At 68.5% G+C, this 19,239-nt stretch carries 18 protein-coding genes and 1 pseudogene; 10 read left to right on the top strand and 9 right to left on the bottom strand.

Going from position 1 to position 19,239, the window contains the following annotated elements; genetic code table 11:
• Both FV233_RS02850 and FV233_RS02855 read right to left on the bottom strand, forming a co-directional pair.
• Positions 1–418 (bottom strand): annotated as a pseudogene (locus FV233_RS02850) (IS630 transposase-related protein); the annotation flags it as partial.
• 115 nt (positions 419–533) lie between these two features.
• Positions 534–1,478: a L,D-transpeptidase gene (locus tag FV233_RS02855; protein WP_147896553.1), complete on the bottom strand. Its 945-nt coding sequence runs from the start codon at positions 1,476–1,478 to the stop codon at positions 534–536.
• Between the two features lie 359 nt (positions 1,479–1,837).
• On the opposite strand from FV233_RS02855, the gene FV233_RS02860 reads away from it, so the two are divergent.
• The 6 genes from FV233_RS02860 (at position 1,838) to FV233_RS02885 (ending at position 8,261) form a co-directional block, all read left to right on the top strand.
• Entirely contained in the window at positions 1,838–2,047 is a 210-nt protein-coding gene (locus FV233_RS02860; RefSeq protein WP_147896554.1) for a hypothetical protein, read from the top strand.
• A gap of 482 nt (positions 2,048–2,529) precedes the next feature.
• Positions 2,530–3,774, top strand: coding sequence for an MFS transporter (locus FV233_RS02865; protein WP_147896555.1), 1,245 nt, complete (start codon positions 2,530–2,532; stop codon positions 3,772–3,774).
• Between the two features lie 221 nt (positions 3,775–3,995).
• Positions 3,996–5,288 carry an MFS transporter gene (locus FV233_RS02870; RefSeq protein ID WP_147896556.1) on the top strand — a complete coding sequence of 431 codons (1,293 nt, stop codon included), beginning with the start codon at positions 3,996–3,998 and terminating at the stop codon, positions 5,286–5,288.
• Between the two features lie 7 nt (positions 5,289–5,295).
• Entirely contained in the window at positions 5,296–6,516 is a 1,221-nt protein-coding gene (locus FV233_RS02875) for a CoA transferase (protein ID WP_147896557.1), read from the top strand.
• Between the two features lie 26 nt (positions 6,517–6,542).
• Positions 6,543–7,355, top strand: coding sequence for an enoyl-CoA hydratase/isomerase family protein (locus tag FV233_RS02880; protein ID WP_147854131.1), 813 nt, complete (start codon positions 6,543–6,545; stop codon positions 7,353–7,355).
• A 270-nt stretch (positions 7,356–7,625) separates the two neighbouring features.
• Complete coding sequence (locus FV233_RS02885) at positions 7,626–8,261, top strand: PIN domain-containing protein (RefSeq protein WP_147854130.1); 636 nt, start codon at positions 7,626–7,628, stop codon at positions 8,259–8,261.
• A 16-nt stretch (positions 8,262–8,277) separates the two neighbouring features.
• Here FV233_RS02885 and FV233_RS02890 read toward each other — a convergent pair whose 3' ends face one another.
• Positions 8,278–8,745: a YbaK/EbsC family protein gene (locus tag FV233_RS02890; protein ID WP_147854129.1), complete on the bottom strand. Its 468-nt coding sequence runs from the start codon at positions 8,743–8,745 to the stop codon at positions 8,278–8,280.
• Between the two features lie 282 nt (positions 8,746–9,027).
• Here FV233_RS02890 and FV233_RS02895 point away from each other — a divergent pair, with 282 nt between their 5' ends.
• The gene (locus tag FV233_RS02895; protein WP_147854128.1) at positions 9,028–9,240 is read left to right on the top strand and encodes a hypothetical protein; all 213 of its coding nucleotides are present in this window, start codon (positions 9,028–9,030) and stop codon (positions 9,238–9,240) included.
• A gap of 59 nt (positions 9,241–9,299) precedes the next feature.
• The gene (locus tag FV233_RS31585) at positions 9,300–9,431 is read left to right on the top strand and encodes a hypothetical protein (protein ID WP_281406478.1); all 132 of its coding nucleotides are present in this window, start codon (positions 9,300–9,302) and stop codon (positions 9,429–9,431) included.
• Between the two features lie 504 nt (positions 9,432–9,935).
• Here the strand turns inward: FV233_RS31585 and FV233_RS02900 are convergent.
• The 4 genes from FV233_RS02900 to dctP all read right to left on the bottom strand — a co-directional run bounded on the left by FV233_RS02900 (position 9,936) and on the right by dctP (position 13,335).
• Positions 9,936–10,175, bottom strand: coding sequence for a hypothetical protein (locus FV233_RS02900; protein WP_246689889.1), 240 nt, complete (start codon positions 10,173–10,175; stop codon positions 9,936–9,938).
• A gap of 99 nt (positions 10,176–10,274) precedes the next feature.
• Positions 10,275–11,627, bottom strand: a complete 1,353-nt coding sequence (locus tag FV233_RS02905; RefSeq protein ID WP_147896559.1) for a TRAP transporter large permease — start codon at positions 11,625–11,627, stop codon at positions 10,275–10,277.
• Positions 11,627–12,316: a TRAP transporter small permease gene (locus tag FV233_RS02910; RefSeq protein ID WP_147896560.1), complete on the bottom strand. Its 690-nt coding sequence runs from the start codon at positions 12,314–12,316 to the stop codon at positions 11,627–11,629. Before FV233_RS02910 ends, FV233_RS02905 begins: the two co-directional genes overlap by 1 nt.
• Positions 12,313–13,335 (bottom strand): TRAP transporter substrate-binding protein DctP, encoded by a 1,023-nt coding sequence (dctP, locus tag FV233_RS02915; protein WP_147854124.1) that lies wholly within the window; start codon positions 13,333–13,335, stop codon positions 12,313–12,315. The genes FV233_RS02910 and dctP overlap by 4 nt, the downstream gene beginning before the upstream one ends.
• A gap of 196 nt (positions 13,336–13,531) precedes the next feature.
• Here dctP and FV233_RS02920 point away from each other — a divergent pair, with 196 nt between their 5' ends.
• Positions 13,532–14,185, top strand: coding sequence for a GntR family transcriptional regulator (locus FV233_RS02920; RefSeq protein WP_147896561.1), 654 nt, complete (start codon positions 13,532–13,534; stop codon positions 14,183–14,185).
• Between the two features lie 116 nt (positions 14,186–14,301).
• Complete coding sequence (locus FV233_RS02925) at positions 14,302–15,243, top strand: class I SAM-dependent methyltransferase (RefSeq protein WP_147854122.1); 942 nt, start codon at positions 14,302–14,304, stop codon at positions 15,241–15,243.
• On the opposite strand, the gene FV233_RS02930 is transcribed toward FV233_RS02925, so the two are convergent.
• Both FV233_RS02930 and FV233_RS02935 read right to left on the bottom strand, forming a co-directional pair.
• The gene (locus FV233_RS02930) at positions 15,219–15,899 is read right to left on the bottom strand and encodes a GntR family transcriptional regulator (RefSeq protein WP_147896562.1); all 681 of its coding nucleotides are present in this window, start codon (positions 15,897–15,899) and stop codon (positions 15,219–15,221) included. The two genes, FV233_RS02925 and FV233_RS02930, sit on opposite strands and share 25 nt — an antisense overlap.
• Before the next feature lie 59 nt (positions 15,900–15,958).
• Positions 15,959–18,922, bottom strand: coding sequence for an FAD-binding and (Fe-S)-binding domain-containing protein (locus FV233_RS02935; RefSeq protein WP_147896563.1), 2,964 nt, complete (start codon positions 18,920–18,922; stop codon positions 15,959–15,961).
• Between the last annotated feature and the right edge of the window lie 317 nt (positions 18,923–19,239).

Genomic DNA, 19,239 nt, shown 5'->3' on the forward strand with positions numbered 1-19,239 from the left:
GGTTGCCCATCGAACCAGTCCTCGCGCGCGGCCCTCACATCCGACCGCTCCTGCTCGGCCGCGTGGACAGCCCCTTTTTACGGGTGATCCCATGCCGGGCGAAGAAGCGTGACAGGCTGCTCGTGCTCGCCCGGACGCCGCGTTCCGAGAGCCTGTCGCGCAGTTCCCGCAAGAAGGAGAGCGGGTGTTCTTCGTTGAGTCGAAGGATCAGGGCCGCCTGCGCTTCCAGACGCTGCGAGTTGCGGTCGCCGCCCATGGGCTTGGGCGCGATCTGCCTGTCCTGACGGAAGCGCTCGTACCAACGGACCGCGCTGGCCGCCCCGACACCGAAGCGTTTGGCCGCCTGAGGCCGCGATGCACCCGCTTCAATCGCAGCGACCACCCGCTCGCGCAGATCCACCGACAGGGCTGAAGGCATGGCGATCCTCCATCACAAGCCCATCCAGTGAATCACACGCCAGCCAGATCGCCTACCCCGCGCGATTCAACCCGCCAGGGCACGGCTCTAGGCGCGACGGCGCCCCCGAGAGCGATCAGTTCAGGACGACGACCTTGGAGCCGACGTTGACCCGGCTGAACAGGTCGATCGCGTCCTGGTTGATCATCCGGATGCAGCCCGAGGACACGCTCTTGCCGATCGAGAACGGCTCGAGGGTGCCGTGGATGCGGAACAGCGTGTCCTTGTTGCCCTGCCAGAGATACATGGCGCGCGCGCCCAGCGGGTTGCGCAGACCGCCGGCGACGCCGAGGCCGCTCTGCAACTTGTCCACCTCGCTGGCGAGCTTCGGGCTGCGGGCGATCATCTCCTTCGGCGGGTACCAATCCGGCCAGGCCTGCTTGGAATTCACCGTCGCGGTGCCGGACCACGAGAAGCCCTGCTTGCCGACGCCGACGCCGTAGCGGCGGGCGCGCCCACCCTGCTCGACCAGGGTGAGCTGGTGGGCGCGCGGGTCTACGATGATCGTGCCCGGCTCGTAGGGGCCGTTATAGGCGATCTCCTGCCGGAGATAGGCCGGGTTCATCTTCTTGTAGTTGAAGGCCTGGACCGGGAACACGTCGTCCGGGATCGGCCCATACGCCTTGGCGTAGTCGATCGGCCCGTCGTCGGGCGCGCGCAGCACGGCCTTCGCCTTGGCGGCCTCGATCGGCGAAAGACCCTCGGCCGGGGGCGTTCCGGCGGCGCGCCGGGGCGGCGCGGTCGGGTCGTCGAAATCCGGCGCGTAGACCGGGCCCGCCTGCGGCGCCGGAGCGGCCTGAGGAACGGGACGGACCACCGGCGGGCGGCCGGTATAGGGCAGATAACGGTCGCCGCGGCGGACGTAGAACGCGCCGTTCTGGTCCTGATAGAGCTGGCCGTCGTCGCCGAGCCCGTCGATCCCGGACTCGGCGACCGGGCCGCGACCTTGGGCGTGGGCCGTCGAGGCGAGCGCGAGGACGGTGAAGCCGGCCAGGAATAGGCGGCGGATCGGGGCGGACATGGCGCGGTTTTCCCTGGATGGCGCGGCGTCACCGGGAGCGTGCGGCGGCGCGCGATCGAGCAGGCCAGCACGAATACACGGCCAAGCTCATTCCAGGCCTTAGCAAAGATCACGCGGCATCGCCAAGTTGCACGAGTCCTCACCGGGCGAAGTCTGATGTCGCCGCGTGTACTTCTCCGCACTTGTGTTGCGTTCCTGCCTCAACCGCCTGCCCGCGCGTTCACCCTGATGCAGGAACGGGCGGGACGAATCCGGTTCCGAGCGGCATCGGCCTTGCGCCGGCCGGCAACCTCCGGTTGATGCCACCCACCGGCATCCCCGCCGGGCGAAGGGTCTTGGCCGTGCACGCGCGTGTGTTGGTGAGCGCTACAATTCTGGTTGCGGCCCTGCTTCTCGGACCGGGCGCGCAGGCCCGCCGCGCCGCGACGGCGGAACCGCCCAAGGTCACGGAGCCGGCCGGAACCTGGACCTCGGGGACCCAGCCCGAGCGCGATTGCGGCCGCGCCCGCCGCAAGTTCTGGGTGCCCCAGGAGGGCTGGATCGTCCGTACGGTGGTGTCGTGCCGCTGATGGGGTGGTTCCAGGTGCCGCACGATTCCGAAGCAGCGGTGCCTGTATCGGCGGCAATCCCGCATCCGGGCGAGAGCATGTTCTGCAGCGGGACCAATTTTTTCCGATTTTAGAAGACGGCCTATCTGACCCCTGACGTCGGGATGGCGGGTTTGGGTTGCCGTCCGTCCCGTCGATCCGCCTCGTCAGTGCGAGCGCAGCGCAGCAACCTGGGGAAACGCCAGGTTCGGAGACCGCGCGCCGCACTGGGTTGCTTCGCTGCGCTCGCAATGACGGCGTCGGCCGACCGGAGGCCGTACCGGCCGGCGCGTTCAGCAGAACGTCCTTCCTCCAAGCGAACTGGCACGCATGCTGCTTTGCCGAAGCGCCGCGCCCTGCTGCGGCGGCGGAGCAACGACGCTCCAAACAGCGGACGGTGTGAGTCCGGATCCCCGGCATGAGCGACCGCTTGGCGGTTCGCCTCACTTAGACGAGCACCAGCTATGGCCAGCTTCAAGACGGCGATGAAGTCGGGTCACCCCCCGACCCTGTTTGCGGCGTTCCTCTATTTCGATTTCTGCTTCGCCATCTGGGTCCTGAACGGCGCCATGGGCCCGTTCATCACCGAGACCTACAAGCTCACGCCGGCCCAGACCGGCTTCATGATCTCGCTGCCGATCCTCGCCGGTGCGCTGATGCGCTTCCCGCTGGGGATCCTGGCCCAGTATATCGGCCGCAAGAACGCCGCGATCACCGAGATGACCGTGATCATGATGGCGATGGCCTACGGCTTCTTCGCGGTCTCCTCGTACAACGACGTGCTCGCCATGGGCGTGCTGCTCGGCATCGCGGGTGCCTCCTTCGGCGTGGCCCTGTCCCTCGGATCGGGCTGGTTCCCGCCGGAGCACAAGGGCCTGGCGATGGGCATCGCGGGGGCCGGCAACTCCGGCACGGTGCTCGCCGTGCTGTTCGCTCCGCCGCTGGCGCAGGCCTACGGCTGGCAGACCACCTACGCCTTCGCGGGCGTCGTGATGCTGATTCCGCTCGCGGTCATGATCGTGTTCGCCAAGGAGCCGCCGGACACCGCGCACCAGTCGTTCAAGGAGCACGTCTCCTGCCTGTTCACCAAGGACGGCTGGGCGTTCTCGCTGATCTACGTGATCACCTTCGGGGGCTTCGTCGGCCTGTCGAACTTCCTGCCGACCTTCTTCTACGAGCAGTTCTCGGTCACCAAGGTCGAGGCCGGCCGCCTGACCATGCTGGCGGCCTTCATGGGCTCGGGCATCCGGATCGTCGGCGGCTACTTCGCCGACCGGATGGGCGGGATCGCGGTCCTGTCGGTGGTCCTGCTCGCCGCGATCGCGACCTTCCTGTCGCTGATGGCGACGCCCTCGCTCGCCGTGACCACGCTGCTGTTCATGCTCTGCTTCGCGGCGCTCGGCGCCGGCAACGGCGCGCTGTTCCAGCTCGTGCCCCTGCGCTGGCCGGCCAACACGGCGGTCGCCGGCTCGATGATCGGTGAGGTGGGCGCGCTCGGCGGCGCGATCCTGCCGAACGTCATGGGGCTGTCGAAGCAGTATACCGGATCGTTCTCGCTCGGCTTCGTCGGCTACGCGGTGTTCACGGCCGCGGTGCTGGGCTGCCTGATGCTGTGGCAGCGCAAGTGGGTCGGCAGCTGGGTCGGTCCGCGCGGCAAGGCGCTGGGCAGCGAGGTGGAGACCGGTCAGCTCCAGCCGGCGACGGTCTGAGCGGGTCTGCACGATCCCGACCCGCAAACGTCCGACGGGAGCCGCGAGGCTCCCGTTTTTCGTTTCCGCCGTTCAAATTGAATTCGTGCCGAGCCCCCTCGACGCATGGTTGCCTTCCGGTGCAAGAGGCGTTTGAATAACGAATACCAAAACGCGCACGTCCCTTCGGATGCGGCGCGAGGCGACCGCGAAACGCGGCGTTTGCTAGGGAGGAATGGTCGATGTTGAAGCGCGTCAGCGCCACCAACGCCGTGCTCGGCCTGCTCTGCGTGATGTATTTCATCACGTATCTGGACCGGGTGAACATCGCGACCGCCGGTGCCGAGATCATCCGCGAATTCGGCATGTCGAAGACCGACTTCGGTCTTATCCTGTCGGCCTTCGCCTACCCGTACGCGATCTTCCAGGTGATCGGCGGATCGGTCGGCGACAAGTTCGGTGCCCGGCGCACGCTGCTGGTCTGCGGCATGATCTGGGCCTCGGCCACGATCCTGACCGGCCTGGTCGGCGGCCTCGTCAGCCTGTTCCTGGCTCGCGTGCTGCTCGGCTTCGGCGAGGGCGCGACCTTCCCGACCGCGACCCGGGCCATGCAGAACTGGACGGCACCGGGCCGTCGCGGCTTCGCGCAGGGCATCACCCACGCCTTCGCCCGGCTCGGCAACGCCGTGGCGCCGCCGATCGTGGCGTTCCTGATGTACCATTTCGGATGGCGCACCAGCTTCGTGATCCTTGGCGGGGTCAGCTTCATCTGGGTGGTGATCTGGTACCTGTACTTCCGCGACGACCCCTCCGATCACCCGAAGATCACCGCCGCGGAGCTCGACGCGCTGCCGCCGCCTCGCAAGGTCGGGGCGAAGCAATCGGTGCCGTGGGGGCCGCTCACCCGGCGCATGCTGCCGGTGACGATCACGTATTTCTGCTACGGCTGGACCCTGTGGCTGTTCCTGGGCTGGCTGCCGAGCTTCTTCAAGGAGAATTACGGCCTCGACCTCAAGAACTCGGCCCTGTTCGCGTCAGGGGTCTTCTTCGCCGGCGTCGTCGGCGATACGGTCGGCGGCATGCTGAGCGACTCGATCCTCCATCGCACCGGCAACGTGAAGCTCGCCCGCCTGTCGGTGATCGTCGTCGGCTTCCTGGGCGCGGCCGCGAGCCTGGCCGGTGTGTTCCTCACCCGCGACCTGACCCTGGTGGCGCTGCTGCTCTCCTCCGGCTTCTTCTTTGCCGAGCTGGTGATCGGGCCGATCTGGTCGGTGCCGATGGACATCGCGCCGAAATATGCCGGCACCGCCAGCGGGCTGATGAACACCGGCTCGGCCATAGCGGCGATCATCTCGCCGATCGTGTTCGGGCTCATCGTCGACCTGACCGGGAGCTGGACGCTGCCGTTCGTCGGCTCGGTCGGCCTGTGCCTGCTTGGCGCCGCCCTCGCCTTCACGATGCATCCCGAGCGCGAATTCGTGGATCCCGTCACCGGGCCGGTGGGCCCCGTGGCGCCTGCGCCGGCCGGGGAGTAGCGCCGCGATGGTGGAGACAGCCGGACGTTCCGGGCCGCTCGCCGGCATGCGGGTGATCGAGCTGGCGCACATCATGGCCGGCCCGGTCTGCGGGCTGATGCTCGCCGACATGGGCGCGGAGGTCATCAAGGTCGAGAAGATGGACGGCGACGACACCCGCCGCACCGTCCCGCCGGCGCTCGAGGGCGAGAGCGCCGCCTACATGATGATGAACCGCGGCAAGCGCGGGCTGAGCCTCGACCTCAAGAACCCGGACGGCGTGGCGGTTCTGCGCCGCCTGCTCGGGACCGCCGATGCGCTGATCGAGAATTACCGCGGCGGCACCATGGAGCGCCTGGGCATCGGCTACGAGACCTTGCGGCAGGAGTTTCCGGCGCTCGTCTACTGCTCGCTCTCGGGCTTCGGCCGCACCGGGCCCTATGCCGACCGCGCCGGGTTCGACCTCGTCGCGCAAGGCATGAGCGGGTTGATGTCGGTGACCGGGGAGGGGCCCGGACGGCCGCCGATGAAGTGCGGGCCCCCGGTGACCGACATCACCGCCGGGATCCTGGCCGCCATGGGCGTGCTCGCAGCCTATACCCACCGGCTGAAGACCGGGCGGGGCCAGGCGGTCGACACCTCGCTGTTCGAGGCCGGCATCACCCATACCTACTGGCAATCGGCCATCGCCATGGCCACCGGGATCGCGCCGGGGCCGATGGGCTCGGCCCATCCGCTGAACGCCCCCTACGAGGCGTTCGAGACCGCCGACGGCTGGATCACCATCGGCGCGGCCAACCAGACCAACTGGCTGCGGATGCTCAAGGCGGTCGATGCCGAGGCCCTGGCCGAGGATCCGCGCTTCGCCCTCAACCGCGACCGCATGGCCAACCGCCACGCACTCGCGGCCACCTTGGCGCCGATCTTCTCGGCGGAAACCTCGGAGGTTTGGCTGGCGCGCCTTGAAGCCGGCGGCGTCCCGGCGGGGCCGGTGCTCGACGTCAACGCCATGCACCAAGACCCGCAGACGCTCGCCCGCGAGATGGTGGTGGAGGTCGAGCACAGCCGGGTCGGCCGGATGAAGACCCTCGGCTTGCCGGTGAAGTTTTCCGACACGCCCGGCCGGGTCCACGGCCCGGCGCCGTTGCTCGGCGAGCATTCCCGGGCGATCCTGGCCGAGGCGGGCTACACCGCCGCCGAGATCGACGGACTGATCGACAGGGGCGTGGTCCGCGAGACCGCGGCCTGATCCCTCCCGTACCCGGAGACGCAGCGATGAGTGCCACGCCCGCCACCGACGAGCTGCTGTTCACCACGGACGAGGCCGGGATCGCCCGGATCGTCCTCAATCGGCCGCAGGCCCGCAACGCGCTGACCTTCGCGATGTACCAGGGGCTGATCACCTGCTGCGAGGCGATCGCCGCCGATCCGGCCGTGAAGGCGCTGATCATCACCGGCGCCGGCGACAAGGCCTTCGCGGCCGGCACCGACATCGCCCAGTTCCGCAGCTTCGAGACCGCCGAGGACGCGCTGGGCTACGAGCGCTTCATGGACCGGGTGCTCGGCGCCCTGGAGCGGCTGCGGGTCCCGACCATCGCGGCGATCGCCGGGGCCTGCACGGGTGGCGGCGCCGCCATCGCGGCGGCCTGCGACCTGCGGATCGCCACCCGTGACGCCCGATTCGGCTTTCCGATCGCCCGGACGCTCGGCAATTGCCTCAGCCAGGGTAACCTCAAGCGGCTCTCGGGGTTGATCGGGCCGGCGCGGGTCAAGGACATCATCTTCACCGCGCGCCTCGTGGGCGCCGAAGAGGCGCTGTCCATCGGCCTCGTTGGCGAGGTGGTGGACGACCGCGCAGCCCTGACCGACCGGGTCGACGCCCTGGCGCAGCTCCTCGCCGGCCACGCGCCGCTCACCATGCAGGCCACCAAGGAAGGCCTGCGCCGCCTCGCCGAGGAGGAGCCCACCGCCGACGGCGCGCCGCATCCCGGCGATGACCTCATCCTGCTGTGCTACATGAGCCAGGATTTCCGCGAGGGCATGGAGGCGTTCCTGGGCAAGCGCACGCCGGACTGGAGCGGCCGTTGAATGCCTGACCGCGTAGCGTTACATTCGCGCGGCACATGAGAGATACGGCCCTTCTGTTATGGCGCTGTCCGAGTTCCCCCGTACCCGCCCGACGGAGCCCGATGCCCGAACAGGCGCGGGGGAGGATGCGGCTCGGGCTGAGACAGCGCGCCGAAATTTCGAGCGCGTCGCCGCGCTGATCGCCGCCGCAAACCCGCTGGACACCGACACGGACGCTGTGAGCGACCTCGACCTTCTCGAGGCTGCCACCGCGCTCAGCACCCAGAGGACGTGAGCGCAGGCATCGGGACTGCCGATGGCGGCCGCGCGCCGCCGCGATCGGTGCTGCGTATCTGTCTCGATGTGAATGTTTGGATCGCCTATCTGCTGGCTCTGCAGCGCGGCCGAACCGGTACTGCACCCATGCGCTTGGTCGCGATGGTGCAAGCTTACGCAGCCGGAGACATATCCCTTCAACTGACGGTCTCGCGCGAGATGCTATGCACCCTCGAACGGGTGCTGAAGCGGCAGGGCCTGCCGGACCACCTCGCCGAAGGGTTTCCTCAGGTCGTCGACGGGTTGATGCGCTGCGGTCCGGAACGGCTGCATCCGGCCGTGCTGACGGCGGGGCGCGACCAGCTCGCCATGACCGACCGCGAGGATGCGGGCGTGTTGGCCTTCTGCATCGCTGACCGGGTCGATCTGCTTGTCACCGACAACCTCGTGGATTTCGTCACGAACGACTCCGAGCGTCGCAACACGCAGCGCGTCGGCCGCTCGAACGGGACGACCCGCCAGCTCTTCACCCTGCTCCATGAGCGCGCCGACGGTGTATCGCTCGTCGTGGCCCACCCGATCGATGCGGTTGCTTGGCTCGCGAACGGATGCCGGCCGAACCCAGGTTCGCTGCGCCAGCGCTATCCCTGATGCGCCGGGCCGCCGCTCACCCCGGCTCCTGGCAGACATCGACCCAGGCGGCACCGGTCAACTCGGCCATGCGGCCGGGGGGGATGCGCACGGCGCTGTTCGTGCTGCCGGCCGCAGGAAACACTTCGTCGAAGGCCTGGAGCGAGATGTCGCAATAGACCGGCAGCGGCGCGGCAAGCCCGAACGGGCAGACCCCGCCGACCGGGTGGCCGGTGAGCGACTCGACTTCGCCGAGATCGAGCATCCGGACCTTGCCGCCGAACACGGCCTTCGCCTTCCTGTTGTCGAGGCGCGCGTCGCCGCGGGTCACCACCAGGGCGACCTGATCGCCGATGCGGATCGAAAGCGTCTTGGCGATCTGCGCCGGGGCAACCCCGTGGCCGGCGGCGGCTTCCGCCACGGTCGCGGTGCTGGTGGCCAGCTCGATGACCGTGATGTCGGGCGCCTTGTCGGCGAAGAACGCACGGACCGTCTCAAGACTCATGGAAGGTGTCCTTCGAGTAACGCAGGTCGCGGCGAGGGCGGCCGGTAGATCAGCGAAGCATCCGGACCATCCGCGTCGCCGGTCATAGAGGATGCGAGCGTGGCCGGGAAAGCGCTGCGGTTCGACCTGCAGCCAACTGCGCGCCGAATCGGGATGCGCCGCTGCGAAGCGACTATCTTTCGTGGCGGTTTGGGCGCAGGCTCGCCGCATTACCGGAAGGGCGGCAACAGGCTCCGGTGACTGAGGACGGCATGTCCCCGCCTGTGATCGGCGGACGAAAACATGGCAACCCTCCTCGCATTCCCGGCCACGCCGTCCGGCGCGGCGACGACCTATCAGGCCTACCGGTTCGCCGCGAACGGCAGCGTCCGCTCCACGGTCCCGGTGGACGCCCTGGACGACGACGCGGCCGAGCGCCACGCCACCACCCTGCTCGATGGTCACCGCATCGAGCTCTGGGCCCGCGGACGCTTCATCGCGCATGTCAAACCGTAGGCCATCGCCGCCGCGACCGCTCCGTCACGTCACCCGTCTTGAACCCAAGGATCGACCGCATGGCCTCCGAGAAGCAGCGTAGCAACCGTGAGACGAAGAAGCCCAAGAAGGCGGTGCCGAAGATGAATGCGGCGGCGCCCTCGCAGAAGAACCCCGTCTCCGCGGCCGTGAAGAAGTCCGAGGGACGCTGAATTCCGTCGGATCGGGCTTCGCGCAGCGGCATCGCTCTTCGCGCGACGCCGGCAGCGGTGCGAGGCGTGTCAATCACGTCTCGCAAGATCCGTTTGCGAGGGGCTTCCGATCGACGGTGCATTGAGCTTCGATCGTGACACGTCGTCGATTCCGAATTCCAGGCTCCGCGGCGCGGCACCGGGATGGCGGCGCTTGGCAGACTCGGTTCAGCCACCGCTTGGAGAAAAGACAGCGCTTTTCTCACCCGCTGATTAGCTGAACATCCCAAGCTAAGCGATCCGGAGTCCCAACGGAAAGGCGACTCTTGCTCAATCCTGTGCCCGTACTGCCCGGCCCGATCGGTGAATCCGCCTGCCCGCGCGGGAGAAGAACTCCAGTACGCTCAAGGGCTCGCGTGGACGTCCAGCCGACCCTTCCGAGCCCTGCAACGGCACGTCTTTTGGGACGGCCGGATGGGGTTGGAACAGCCTGGTCGAACCGGCCCTAAACTCGCCGTCCCGGCGTCACCCCTTCAACGGCCGCGCCTGCAGGATTGCCGCGCGCACGAACGGCCGCTTCAATTGCGTGCCGACATTGGCCCGCCCGACGAATTCCTGGGCACCCGGGTGGCTGCGCACCGCCTTGACCAGGTTCAGCCGGTGGCCGCTGCGGAAGCGGTAGGGCTCACTCACGGCCCCGGCAAGGAACGCCTCGACGCTGGCGTCGATCTCGTCCTCGGCGATCACGTTCGCCGTGTGCAGCATCTGGATGGTCTGAAAGTCGGTCATCCCGGATAGATAGGGCAGCGGCGCCGGTCACGCAGCCACGATGACCGGCGCTGCCGTTGGCTTGGATGTCCGGCGCTACCGCGTCGTCGCGAGGAGCAGGTCCGGCAGCCACATGGCGATGCCCGGCACCAGGCACAGGATCAGGATCGCGATCCCCATCAGGATCACGAAGGGCAGGGTGCCCCAGATGATGTCCGAGAGCGGGATGTCGGGGGCGATGTTCTTGATGACGAAGATGTTGAGGCCCACCGGCGGGTGGATCAGCCCCATCTCCATGGTGATGGTCATGACCACGCCGAACCACACCAGGTCGAAGCCCGCGGCCTTGAGGGGCGGCAGGATGATCGGGGCGGTCATCAGGATGATCGAGACCGGCGGCAGGAAGAAGCCGAGCACGATCACCAGGCCGAGGATCGTCACCAGCAGCACCCACGGCGAGAGCTGCATCGCCACGATCGCGGCGGCCGCCGATTGCGACAGGTGCAGGTAGCTCATCACGTAGGCGTAGAGCAGCGACATCCCGATGATCAGCATCAGCATGGTCGATTCACGCAGCGTCGCGATCAGGATCGGGCTGACGTCGCGGAACCGCCACACGCCGTAGATCGCGGCGATCAGCCCGAGCGCCAGCAGGCCGCCGAGACCGGCCGTCTCCGAGGGCGTGGCGTAGCCGCCGTAGAGCGCCACCATCACGCCGGTGAGCAGCACCACGAAGGGCAGCACCCGCGGCAGCGTCGAGAAGCGCTGGGCCATGCTGTACTGCTCGTCGGCCAGGATCGGCGAGGCCGGCCCGCCGCGCTCCAGCACCGCCTTGGCGGCGGAGAATTCCGACCGGAACCGGTACATCGCCCAGGCGGCGAACAGGGCGACCAGCAGCAGCCCCGGCCCGATCCCGGCGAGGAACAGGCGCCCGAGGGATTGCTCCGAGGCGACCGCGTACAGGATCATGGTGATCGAGGGCGGCAGCAGGATCCCGAGGGTGCCGCCGGCCGCGATGATCCCGGCGGCGAAGCCCGGAGAGTAGCCGCGCTTGCGCATCTCCGGGATGCCGGCCGAGCCGATCGCCGAGCAGGTGGCCGGGCTCGAGCCCGCCATGGCGGCGAACAGCGCGCAGGCGAAGACGTTGGCGATGCCGAGGCCGCCGGGGATGCGATGCATCCAGGCATGCATGGCCGAGTAGAGGTCCTGGCCCGCCCGGGACCGCCCGATCGCCGCGCCCTTCAGGATGAACAGCGGGATCGACAGCAGGGTGATCGAGGCCATCTCCTCGTAGACGTTCTGCGCCACCGTATCGAGGGAGGCGCTCGGCATGAACGCGACCATGAAAGCCAGCGCCACCGCGCCGAGCGCGAACGCGATGGGGATGCCCGACAGCATCGCCCCGAGGGTGGCACCCGCATACAGGAAGCCGATCGCCGCCGTGCTCATCACTTGACCCTCGCATCGACGGTCCGGCCCATCGGATCGGGCCCCTGGGGGGTGACCCCGGGCGCGTCGCGCATATCCTTGTTGACGTCGGCGCCGATGCCGATTTTCGGCTTGGCCCAGCCCGCCGCCCGCGGCCCGTAGACCAGAGCCTCGGCGATCTGCAGGATGAATTGCAGGCACAGCAGGCTCATGCCGGCGGCCATCAGCGTGTAGGGGATCCAGAGCGGGGGACCCCAGGTCGATTGCGAGGTCTGGCCGTCGATCCAGGCCTCGTGGTCGAGGGACCAGCTCTTCCAGGCGAAGAACAGGCAGAACAGCAGGCTGATCACGTCCACCAGCAGCAGCCGGACCCGGTTGACCGCCGGCGGCAGCAGGCCGGTCAGCGCCTCGATCGCGACGTGGCCGCGCTTGGCCTGGACCCCGGCCGCGGAGAAGAAGGTCGCCCCGACGATTAGGAAGACCGCCATCTCGTCCTGCCAGTCGGTGGGCTCCTTGAGCAGGTAGCGGACCACGACGCTGTGGCTCAGCACCAGGCAGGCGCCGACGAGGCAGAGCCCGCCGAGGCCGAGGATCACGCGGTTGATGCCGCGCAGCGCCCGGTCGAACAGGCCGAGCAGGCCGGGAAGGCGCGGCTCCCCGGCGCTCTTCGCGTCGGGCAACGCGGTGGCGGCGTCGAAGCCGTGGCTCACGCGACCTGCTCCGCCAGCTTCAGCAGCTCCGCGCAGCTCGCGTTGCGGCCTGCATAGTCCTTCCAGGCGGTCTCCCGGGCCAGTTCCCGCCACTGGCTCAGCGACTGCTCGTCGAGCTGCGAGACCTTGGCGCCGGCCTTGGAGAAGATCTGCTCGACCCGGGTGTCGTCCTCCTTCGCGCCGGCCTGCCCGAAGGCTTCGAGCTCGGCGCCCACCGCCATGATCAGGTCCTGCTGATCCTTCGGCAGGCCGGAGAACACCGTCTTGGACATCATGATCGGCTCGAGCATGAACCAGTAGGAGCGCTCGCGGCCCGAGGTCAGCGCCTTCGCGAGTTCTTCCAAACGGAACGAGATCAGGCTGGTGGACGAGGTGATCACCGCGTCGCACGCACCGGTCTGCATCGCCGCGTAGGATTCGTTCGACGGGATCGACAGCGTGGCGGCGCCGGCCTGCTTCATCATCAGGTCCATCTCACGGGACCCGCCGCGGACCTTCATGCCCTTGGCGTCGGCCGGCGCGATCAGCCCCCGCTCGCGGCTGGCGACGCCGCCGGCCTGCCAGACCCAAGAGACCAGCACGATTCCCTTGGATTCCAGCAGCTCGGTGAGCTTGCGCCCCACGGGGGCCGACTTCCATGCGAGAGCCTGCGCGTAGGAGGTCACGAGCGCCGGCATCAGGCCGATGTTCAGCTCCGCGATCTCGCCGCCCGCGTAAGGGCTCGGATAGAGCGACATGTCGAGCGCGCCCTTGCGCATGGCGCCGAACTGGGCGTTCGTCTTCATCAGCGAGGAGCCCGGATAGACCTGGACTTCCAGGGCGCCCTTCGAGCGCTCGCCGACCGCCTGTGCGAATTTCCGGCACATCCGATCGCGGAAATCGCCCTCGTCGATGGTCCCGCCGGGGAACTGGTGCGACAGCTTCAGGACCGTTGCGGCCTGCGCGGCGCCGAGGCCGAATCTCAGGATGGCAGGCGCTGCGAGGGCGGCTGCGACCAGCGTACGACGTGTCGGCGTCATGGCTCTCTCCCGCACCGCACACTTGGCGGCGTCCGTTTTTGTGCATCGCAATACTGATTTGCGATGGTTGTATGCACGAAAGACGCTCTTGTATATTTTGTCAACACTGAAGCATATGTGACTGGCGGAACGTCGGACGGTGTTTCAGGAAGCCGACGCACGCAGCGCCCGTTGTCGGCGCAGAGGGACCGGAGGGATGAGCCACGCTCAGCGCTTGAGGCAGCGGATCGAGGACGAGATCGTCTCGGGCGACCTCGCGCTCGGGTCGCGCCTCGACGAGAATCAGCTGGCTTTGCGTTTCGGCGTCTCGCGCACGCCGATCCGCGAGGCGCTGCTGCAACTGGCGGCGACCGGCCTGGTCCAGGCCAAGCCGCGGCGGGGCGCCATCGTGAGCGCGCCGGAGCCGTACCTGCTGCTCGCGATGTTCGAGGCCATGGCAGAGATCGAGGCCGCCTGCGGCCGCCTCGCCGCCCGACGCTTGGTCCCGGAGGATTCGGAGGCCCTGCAGGCGGCACTCGCCGGCTGCAGGGCGGCGATGGCCCAGGAAGATACCGAGAGCTACTACGCCGAGAATTACGTGTTCCACACGGTGGTCTACCGGGCGAGCCGCAACGCCTTCCTGGCCGAGCAGGCCCTGTCGCTCCACCGTCGGCTTGCGCCCTACCGCAGGTTGCAATTGCGGGTCCGGCAGCGCCTCCCGCAATCGCTGGCCGAACATGAGGGGATCGTGGCCGCGATCCTGGCCGGCGACGAAGTCGCGGCGGCCGAAGCCCTGCGCAGCCACGTCATCGTCCAGGGGGACCGCTTCACGGATCTGGTGGCCGGGCTCCGGACGCCGAGCGCCGCCTGAGCGTGCCGCGCAGCCAGCTTAACCGTAAACCCCGGCGAAAATTGCTTAGCTTGCCGATCGGACTCGACTAGAAGTTGAGCTGCCGGCATGTTCGTCCCAAGAAATCGGGGATGGTCATGCTGAAGGACATCGTGAGAAGCGCCGGGCGCCGCGCCGGACTCGACATCTTCCGGGCGAGCACCGAACCGTTCCGCTGGAGCCATACCGTCCACGACTATCACCCGGTGGTGCCGTCCTCCCGCTGGACGCCCGGCCGCGCGCCGCACGGTCAGCTCCGCTCGGTCCTGGCCCGGGAGAGCGTGGCCTACGACGCGTTCCTGACGGCTTTGGAGGCGCAGGCCGACCTGCTCCACGGCGTCCCCCACGATCCCGCCATCGGCGATCCGGCGACGCCGCACTGGAACAACACGTGGTTCACGGCCCTCGACGCGGCCGCCCTGATGACCATGCTCGCGTGGAAGCGGCCGGCCCGCTACCTCGAGATCGGGTCCGGCTGCTCGACCTGCTTTGCTCGCTACACGATCGACGCGCTGAAGCTGCCGACCACGATCACCTCGATCGACCCGATGCCCCGCCGCGAGATCGATGCGCTCTGCGACACGACGCTTCGCACGCCCCTCGAAGGCTGCGACCTGACGATCTTCGAAGAGTTGCGCGCCGGAGACATCGTTTTCTTTGACGGATCACACAGATCCTTCGCCAATTCCGACGTGACGGTGTTCTTCTTCGAAGTCATGCCCCGGCTCGCCCCGGGCGTGATCGTGCAGATCCACGACATCTTCATCCCGGACGACTACCCGGCCGCGTGGAACTGCCGGCTCTACAACGAGCAGTACCTGCTGGCCGCCATGCTGATGTGCGGGGCGCCGCCGTTCCGGGTGACCGTCCCGGTGATGTATCTCTGCCAGGATCCGGCGACGCGCGCCCGGGTGGAGGCGGTCTTCGCCGCCCGCGGGCCGGGGCCCGACATACCGTTCCTCTATCCCAACGATTCCCGCACCCCGGGCGCCTCGTTCTGGTTCGAGATGACGGCTCAGTCGACCTCGACCACCCCGTAATTGGCTGCGATCACGGACTTTTTCCCGCGGATGTGCTCGCGCATCAGGGTCGCGAGGGCGGTGCCGTCCCGGGCGCGCAGCAACGCGATCATGCGCTCGTGCTCCGACACGGCCCGGGCCCACTGGTCCGGGGTCTGCCGGGCGGAGTAGCGCGACCGCTGGATCCGGCCGGACAGGCTCTCATAGATGTTCGCGAGGACGGTGTTGCGGCTCGCCGCCATGATGCCTTCGTGGATCTGCCGGTTGCGGCTGAAATATCCAGCCTCGTCCCCCGCCTTCCAGGCCGCCACCATCGCCTCGTGGTCGGCCTCGATCGCGTCGATCTCGGAATCCGAGATCGTCCGGCAGGCGAGATCGCCCGCGGTGGCCTCGAGCCCGGCGATCACCTCCATCATCTCCTCGAGTTCTGTCTCGGAGATGCTGGCGACGCGCGCCCCGCGGTTGGGGAGGAGTTCAAGCAGGCCCTCGGTCGCCAGGATCTTGATCGCCTCACGCAGGGGCGTGCGCGAGATCCCGAAACGCTCCGTCAGTTCGCCTTCGTTGATCCGCGCCTTCGGCTCCATCTCTCCGGAGCGGATCAGTTCGCGCATCCGGTCCGCCACCTCGTCGTGAAGATAGCGGCGGCTGATCCCGATGCCGGGGTCGATCTTGTTCATGGGCCCACGGTGCACGCACGGTCAAAGCAACCTATGTGCATGTGTAGGTGCCCGGCAATTCAGTGTCGAGGCGGCGGGGCGTGCACGAGCGCGTCATCGAGAAGGCGGGCCACGTGTTCCGCGCGGAGGCCGAGGCCGTCGTGAATCTGGTGACGGCAGCTGGTTCCGTCGGCCACCACGATGTCGTCGGGCCCCGCCGCGCGCAGGGCGGGGAACAGGGACAGCTCGGCCATCGCGAAGGAGGTCTCGATCGTCTCGGCACCGTAGCCGAACGCCCCGGCCATGCCGCAGCAGCTCGATTCGATGACCCGCACATCGAGGCCGGGCACGCTCCGCAGCACCGTTTCCACCGAGCCCATCACGCCGAAAGATTTCTGGTGACAATGTCCGTGCAGGTGCGCGACGCGGCCGCCCTGGTCCGCGAGCGGCAGCGCGATCCGGCCGGCCGCCAGGTCGCCGGCCAACAGCTCCTCGAACAGGAGCGATTGCCGGGCCAACAGAGCGGTCTCGTCGCCCGGCAGCAATGCGGAAAACTCGTCCCGGAAGGTCAGCAGGCAGGACGGCTCCAGGCCGACCACGCGGGCGCCGGCCCGGATGTACGGCAGGAGCGTATCGAGGGTCCGGCGTGCCTCGGCGCGGGCGCGGTCGGTCTGGCCGGAGGCGAGCCAGGTCCGGCCGCAGCAGAGCGGGCGCCGCCCCCGGGACGGAAAGACCCGGTGGAGCCGGTAGCCGGCGACCCGGAGCACCCGTTCGGCCGCCTCCAGGTTCTCCCGCTCGAAGGCGCGGTTGAAGGTGTCGCCGAACAGGATGACGTCGCGGAAATCGCCCGTGACGTCGCCGGGATGCGCCGCCTCGCCCTGCTCGCTCCAGGGGCGCCGCCAGCGCGGCAGCGACCGCTTGGCCGAGAGGCCGACCATCCGCTCCGAGAGGGCCGCCAGCGCCGGGTGCCGGTCGCGCAGGTTGAGGAGCGGGGCGAGCTTGGCGGCGATCCCGGCGTAATGCGGCATCAGGCCGATCAGCCGGTCGCGCAGGGGCAGCCCGTGGCGGGCGTGGTAGTGGTGCAGGAACTCGACCTTCATCTTGGCCATGTCGACCCCGGTCGGGCATTCCCGGCGGCAGGCCTTGCAGGAGACGCACAGGTCGAGGGTGCGCTTCATCGCCTTGCTGGTGAAGGCGTCCGGCCCGAGCTGACCGGAGATGGCGAGGCGGAGGGAATTGGCCCGGCCGCGGGTGAGGTGCTCCTCCTCGCGGGTCGCCCGGTACGACGGGCACATCGCCCCGCCGGCGAGCTTCCGGCAAGTGCCGTTGTTGTTGCACATCTCGACCGCCGAGCCGAAGCCGCCCCAATCCGACCAATCGAGGGCGGGTTTCACGGGCTCGGTCACCGCGTAGTCGGGCTTGAACCGGAACAGGCTCCGGTCGTCCATGCTCAGGGGCCGGACGATCTTGCCGGGATTGAGCCGGTTCTCGGGGTCGAACGCGTCCTTCACGGTCTCGAAAGCGCGGGTCAGGACCGGTCCGAACAGCGGCGCGATGTATTCCGAGCGCGAGATGCCGTCGCCGTGCTCGCCGGAATAGGAGCCCTTGTACCGGCGCACCAGTTCGGAGGTCTCCTCCGCGATGGCGCGCATGCGCGTCACGTCGCCCCCGTCCTTCATGTCGAGGATCGGGCGGACATGGAGGCAGCCCACGGAGGCGTGGGCGTACCACGTTCCACGGGTGCCGTGCTTGGTGAACACCGCGGTGACCGCATCGGTGTAGTCGGCCAGGTGCTCCAGCGGCACCGCGCAATCCTCGATGAACGAGACCGGCTTCGCGTCGCCCTTCATCGACATCATGATGTTGAGGCAGGCCTCGCGCACCTCCCACACGGAGCGCTGGCGCGCCGGCTCCAGGATCTCCACCACGGCGTCGGGATGGCCGTGGTCGGCCATGCAGGCAGCCAGGCGCTTCAGGTCGCGCTTCAGGGCGGCGAGGTCGTCCCCGGCGAACTCCGCCAGCAGCAGGCAGTTCGGCTTGCCGCGGGTGATGTCGGCCAGCGTCGCCCGGAACAGCGGGATGTCGGCGCCGAGCACCAGCACGTTGTTGTCGACCAACTCGACCGCCACCGGATCGAGCGCCACGATGTGCTGCGTCGTCTCCATGGCGGAGCGGAACGACGGGAAGTGGCAGACGCCCATCACCCGGTGCGCGGGCAGGCGCGACAGCTTGAGGGTGACCGAGGTCGTCGCGGCGAGCGTCCCCTCCGAGCCGACCAGCAGATGCGCGAGGTTCGGGCGCGGCTCGATCAGCGCGTCGAGATTGTATCCGCCCACACGCCGCTGGACCTTCGGGTAGCGGGCTTCGATCTCGTCGCGATGGCTCTCGGCCAGCGCGCGCATGCGCCCGGCCAAGGCCTCCGCGTGATGGGAGCCCGTGACACCGGTGGCCGCGTTGCCGGTGAGGCCGAAGCCGAACGCCTCGCCGCCGGGAAGCAGGGCGTCGATGGCCAGGACGTTGTCGCTCATCTTGCCGTAGCGCAGCGAGCGGGCGCCGCAGGAATTGTTGCCGGCCATGCCACCGATGGTGCAGCGGGTCGCCGTCGAGGGCTCCACTGGGAAGAACCAGCCATCCGCCTTCACGCGGGTGTTGAGCCGCTCCAGCACCATGCCGGGCTCGACCGTGATCGTGCCGGCCTCGGGATCGTAGGCGCGGATGCCGTTGAAGTGGCGCGAGCAATCGACGACGAGGCCGGAGCCGATCGGCTGGCCGTTCTGAGAGGTGCCGCCGCCCCGCAGGATCACCGGGGCGCCGTGATCGGCCGCGATCCGCAGCGTCGCCGCGACATCCGCCGCCGAGCGCGGCAGCACCACGCCGGCGGGCATGATCTGATAGATCGACGCGTCGGTGCTGTAGCGCCCGCGGGTGAACGCGTCGAACCGCGCTTCACCCTGGAGCTGCTCCGCGAGTTTCCGCGCCAATCCGCCATCCAGGCGCGCCGCCGCCCTCGGCGATGCCGCGGTTCGAGCCTTGGCTTGCGTCACGGCCGTTCCCTCCCGAAGGCGCGTCCCCGCCCATGGAAGGATCGTATTCAAAATTCACGAGGGAGGGAACGGCTGGTTGAGGGAGAGGCCTTTAGGCACACCCTGCCGATATCGCTGTCTACGGATCGATTGGACGCCCCGGCATCCACGGCGTCACCCCGGGGCCGCGTAGCGGAGCCCGGGGTCCATAACCGCCGACAGCGCAGGAACTTGCACGGTTGGTGTTTCTGGATTCCGGGCGCGCCTGCGGCGGCCCGGAATGACATTGTGAATATTCGTTTCCACGGAGCAGAAAAGATCTACGGGAACACAGATTT

It is taken from the genome of Methylobacterium sp. WL7, assembly GCF_008040085.1.
GTDB lineage: Bacteria > Pseudomonadota > Alphaproteobacteria > Rhizobiales > Beijerinckiaceae > Methylobacterium > Methylobacterium mesophilicum.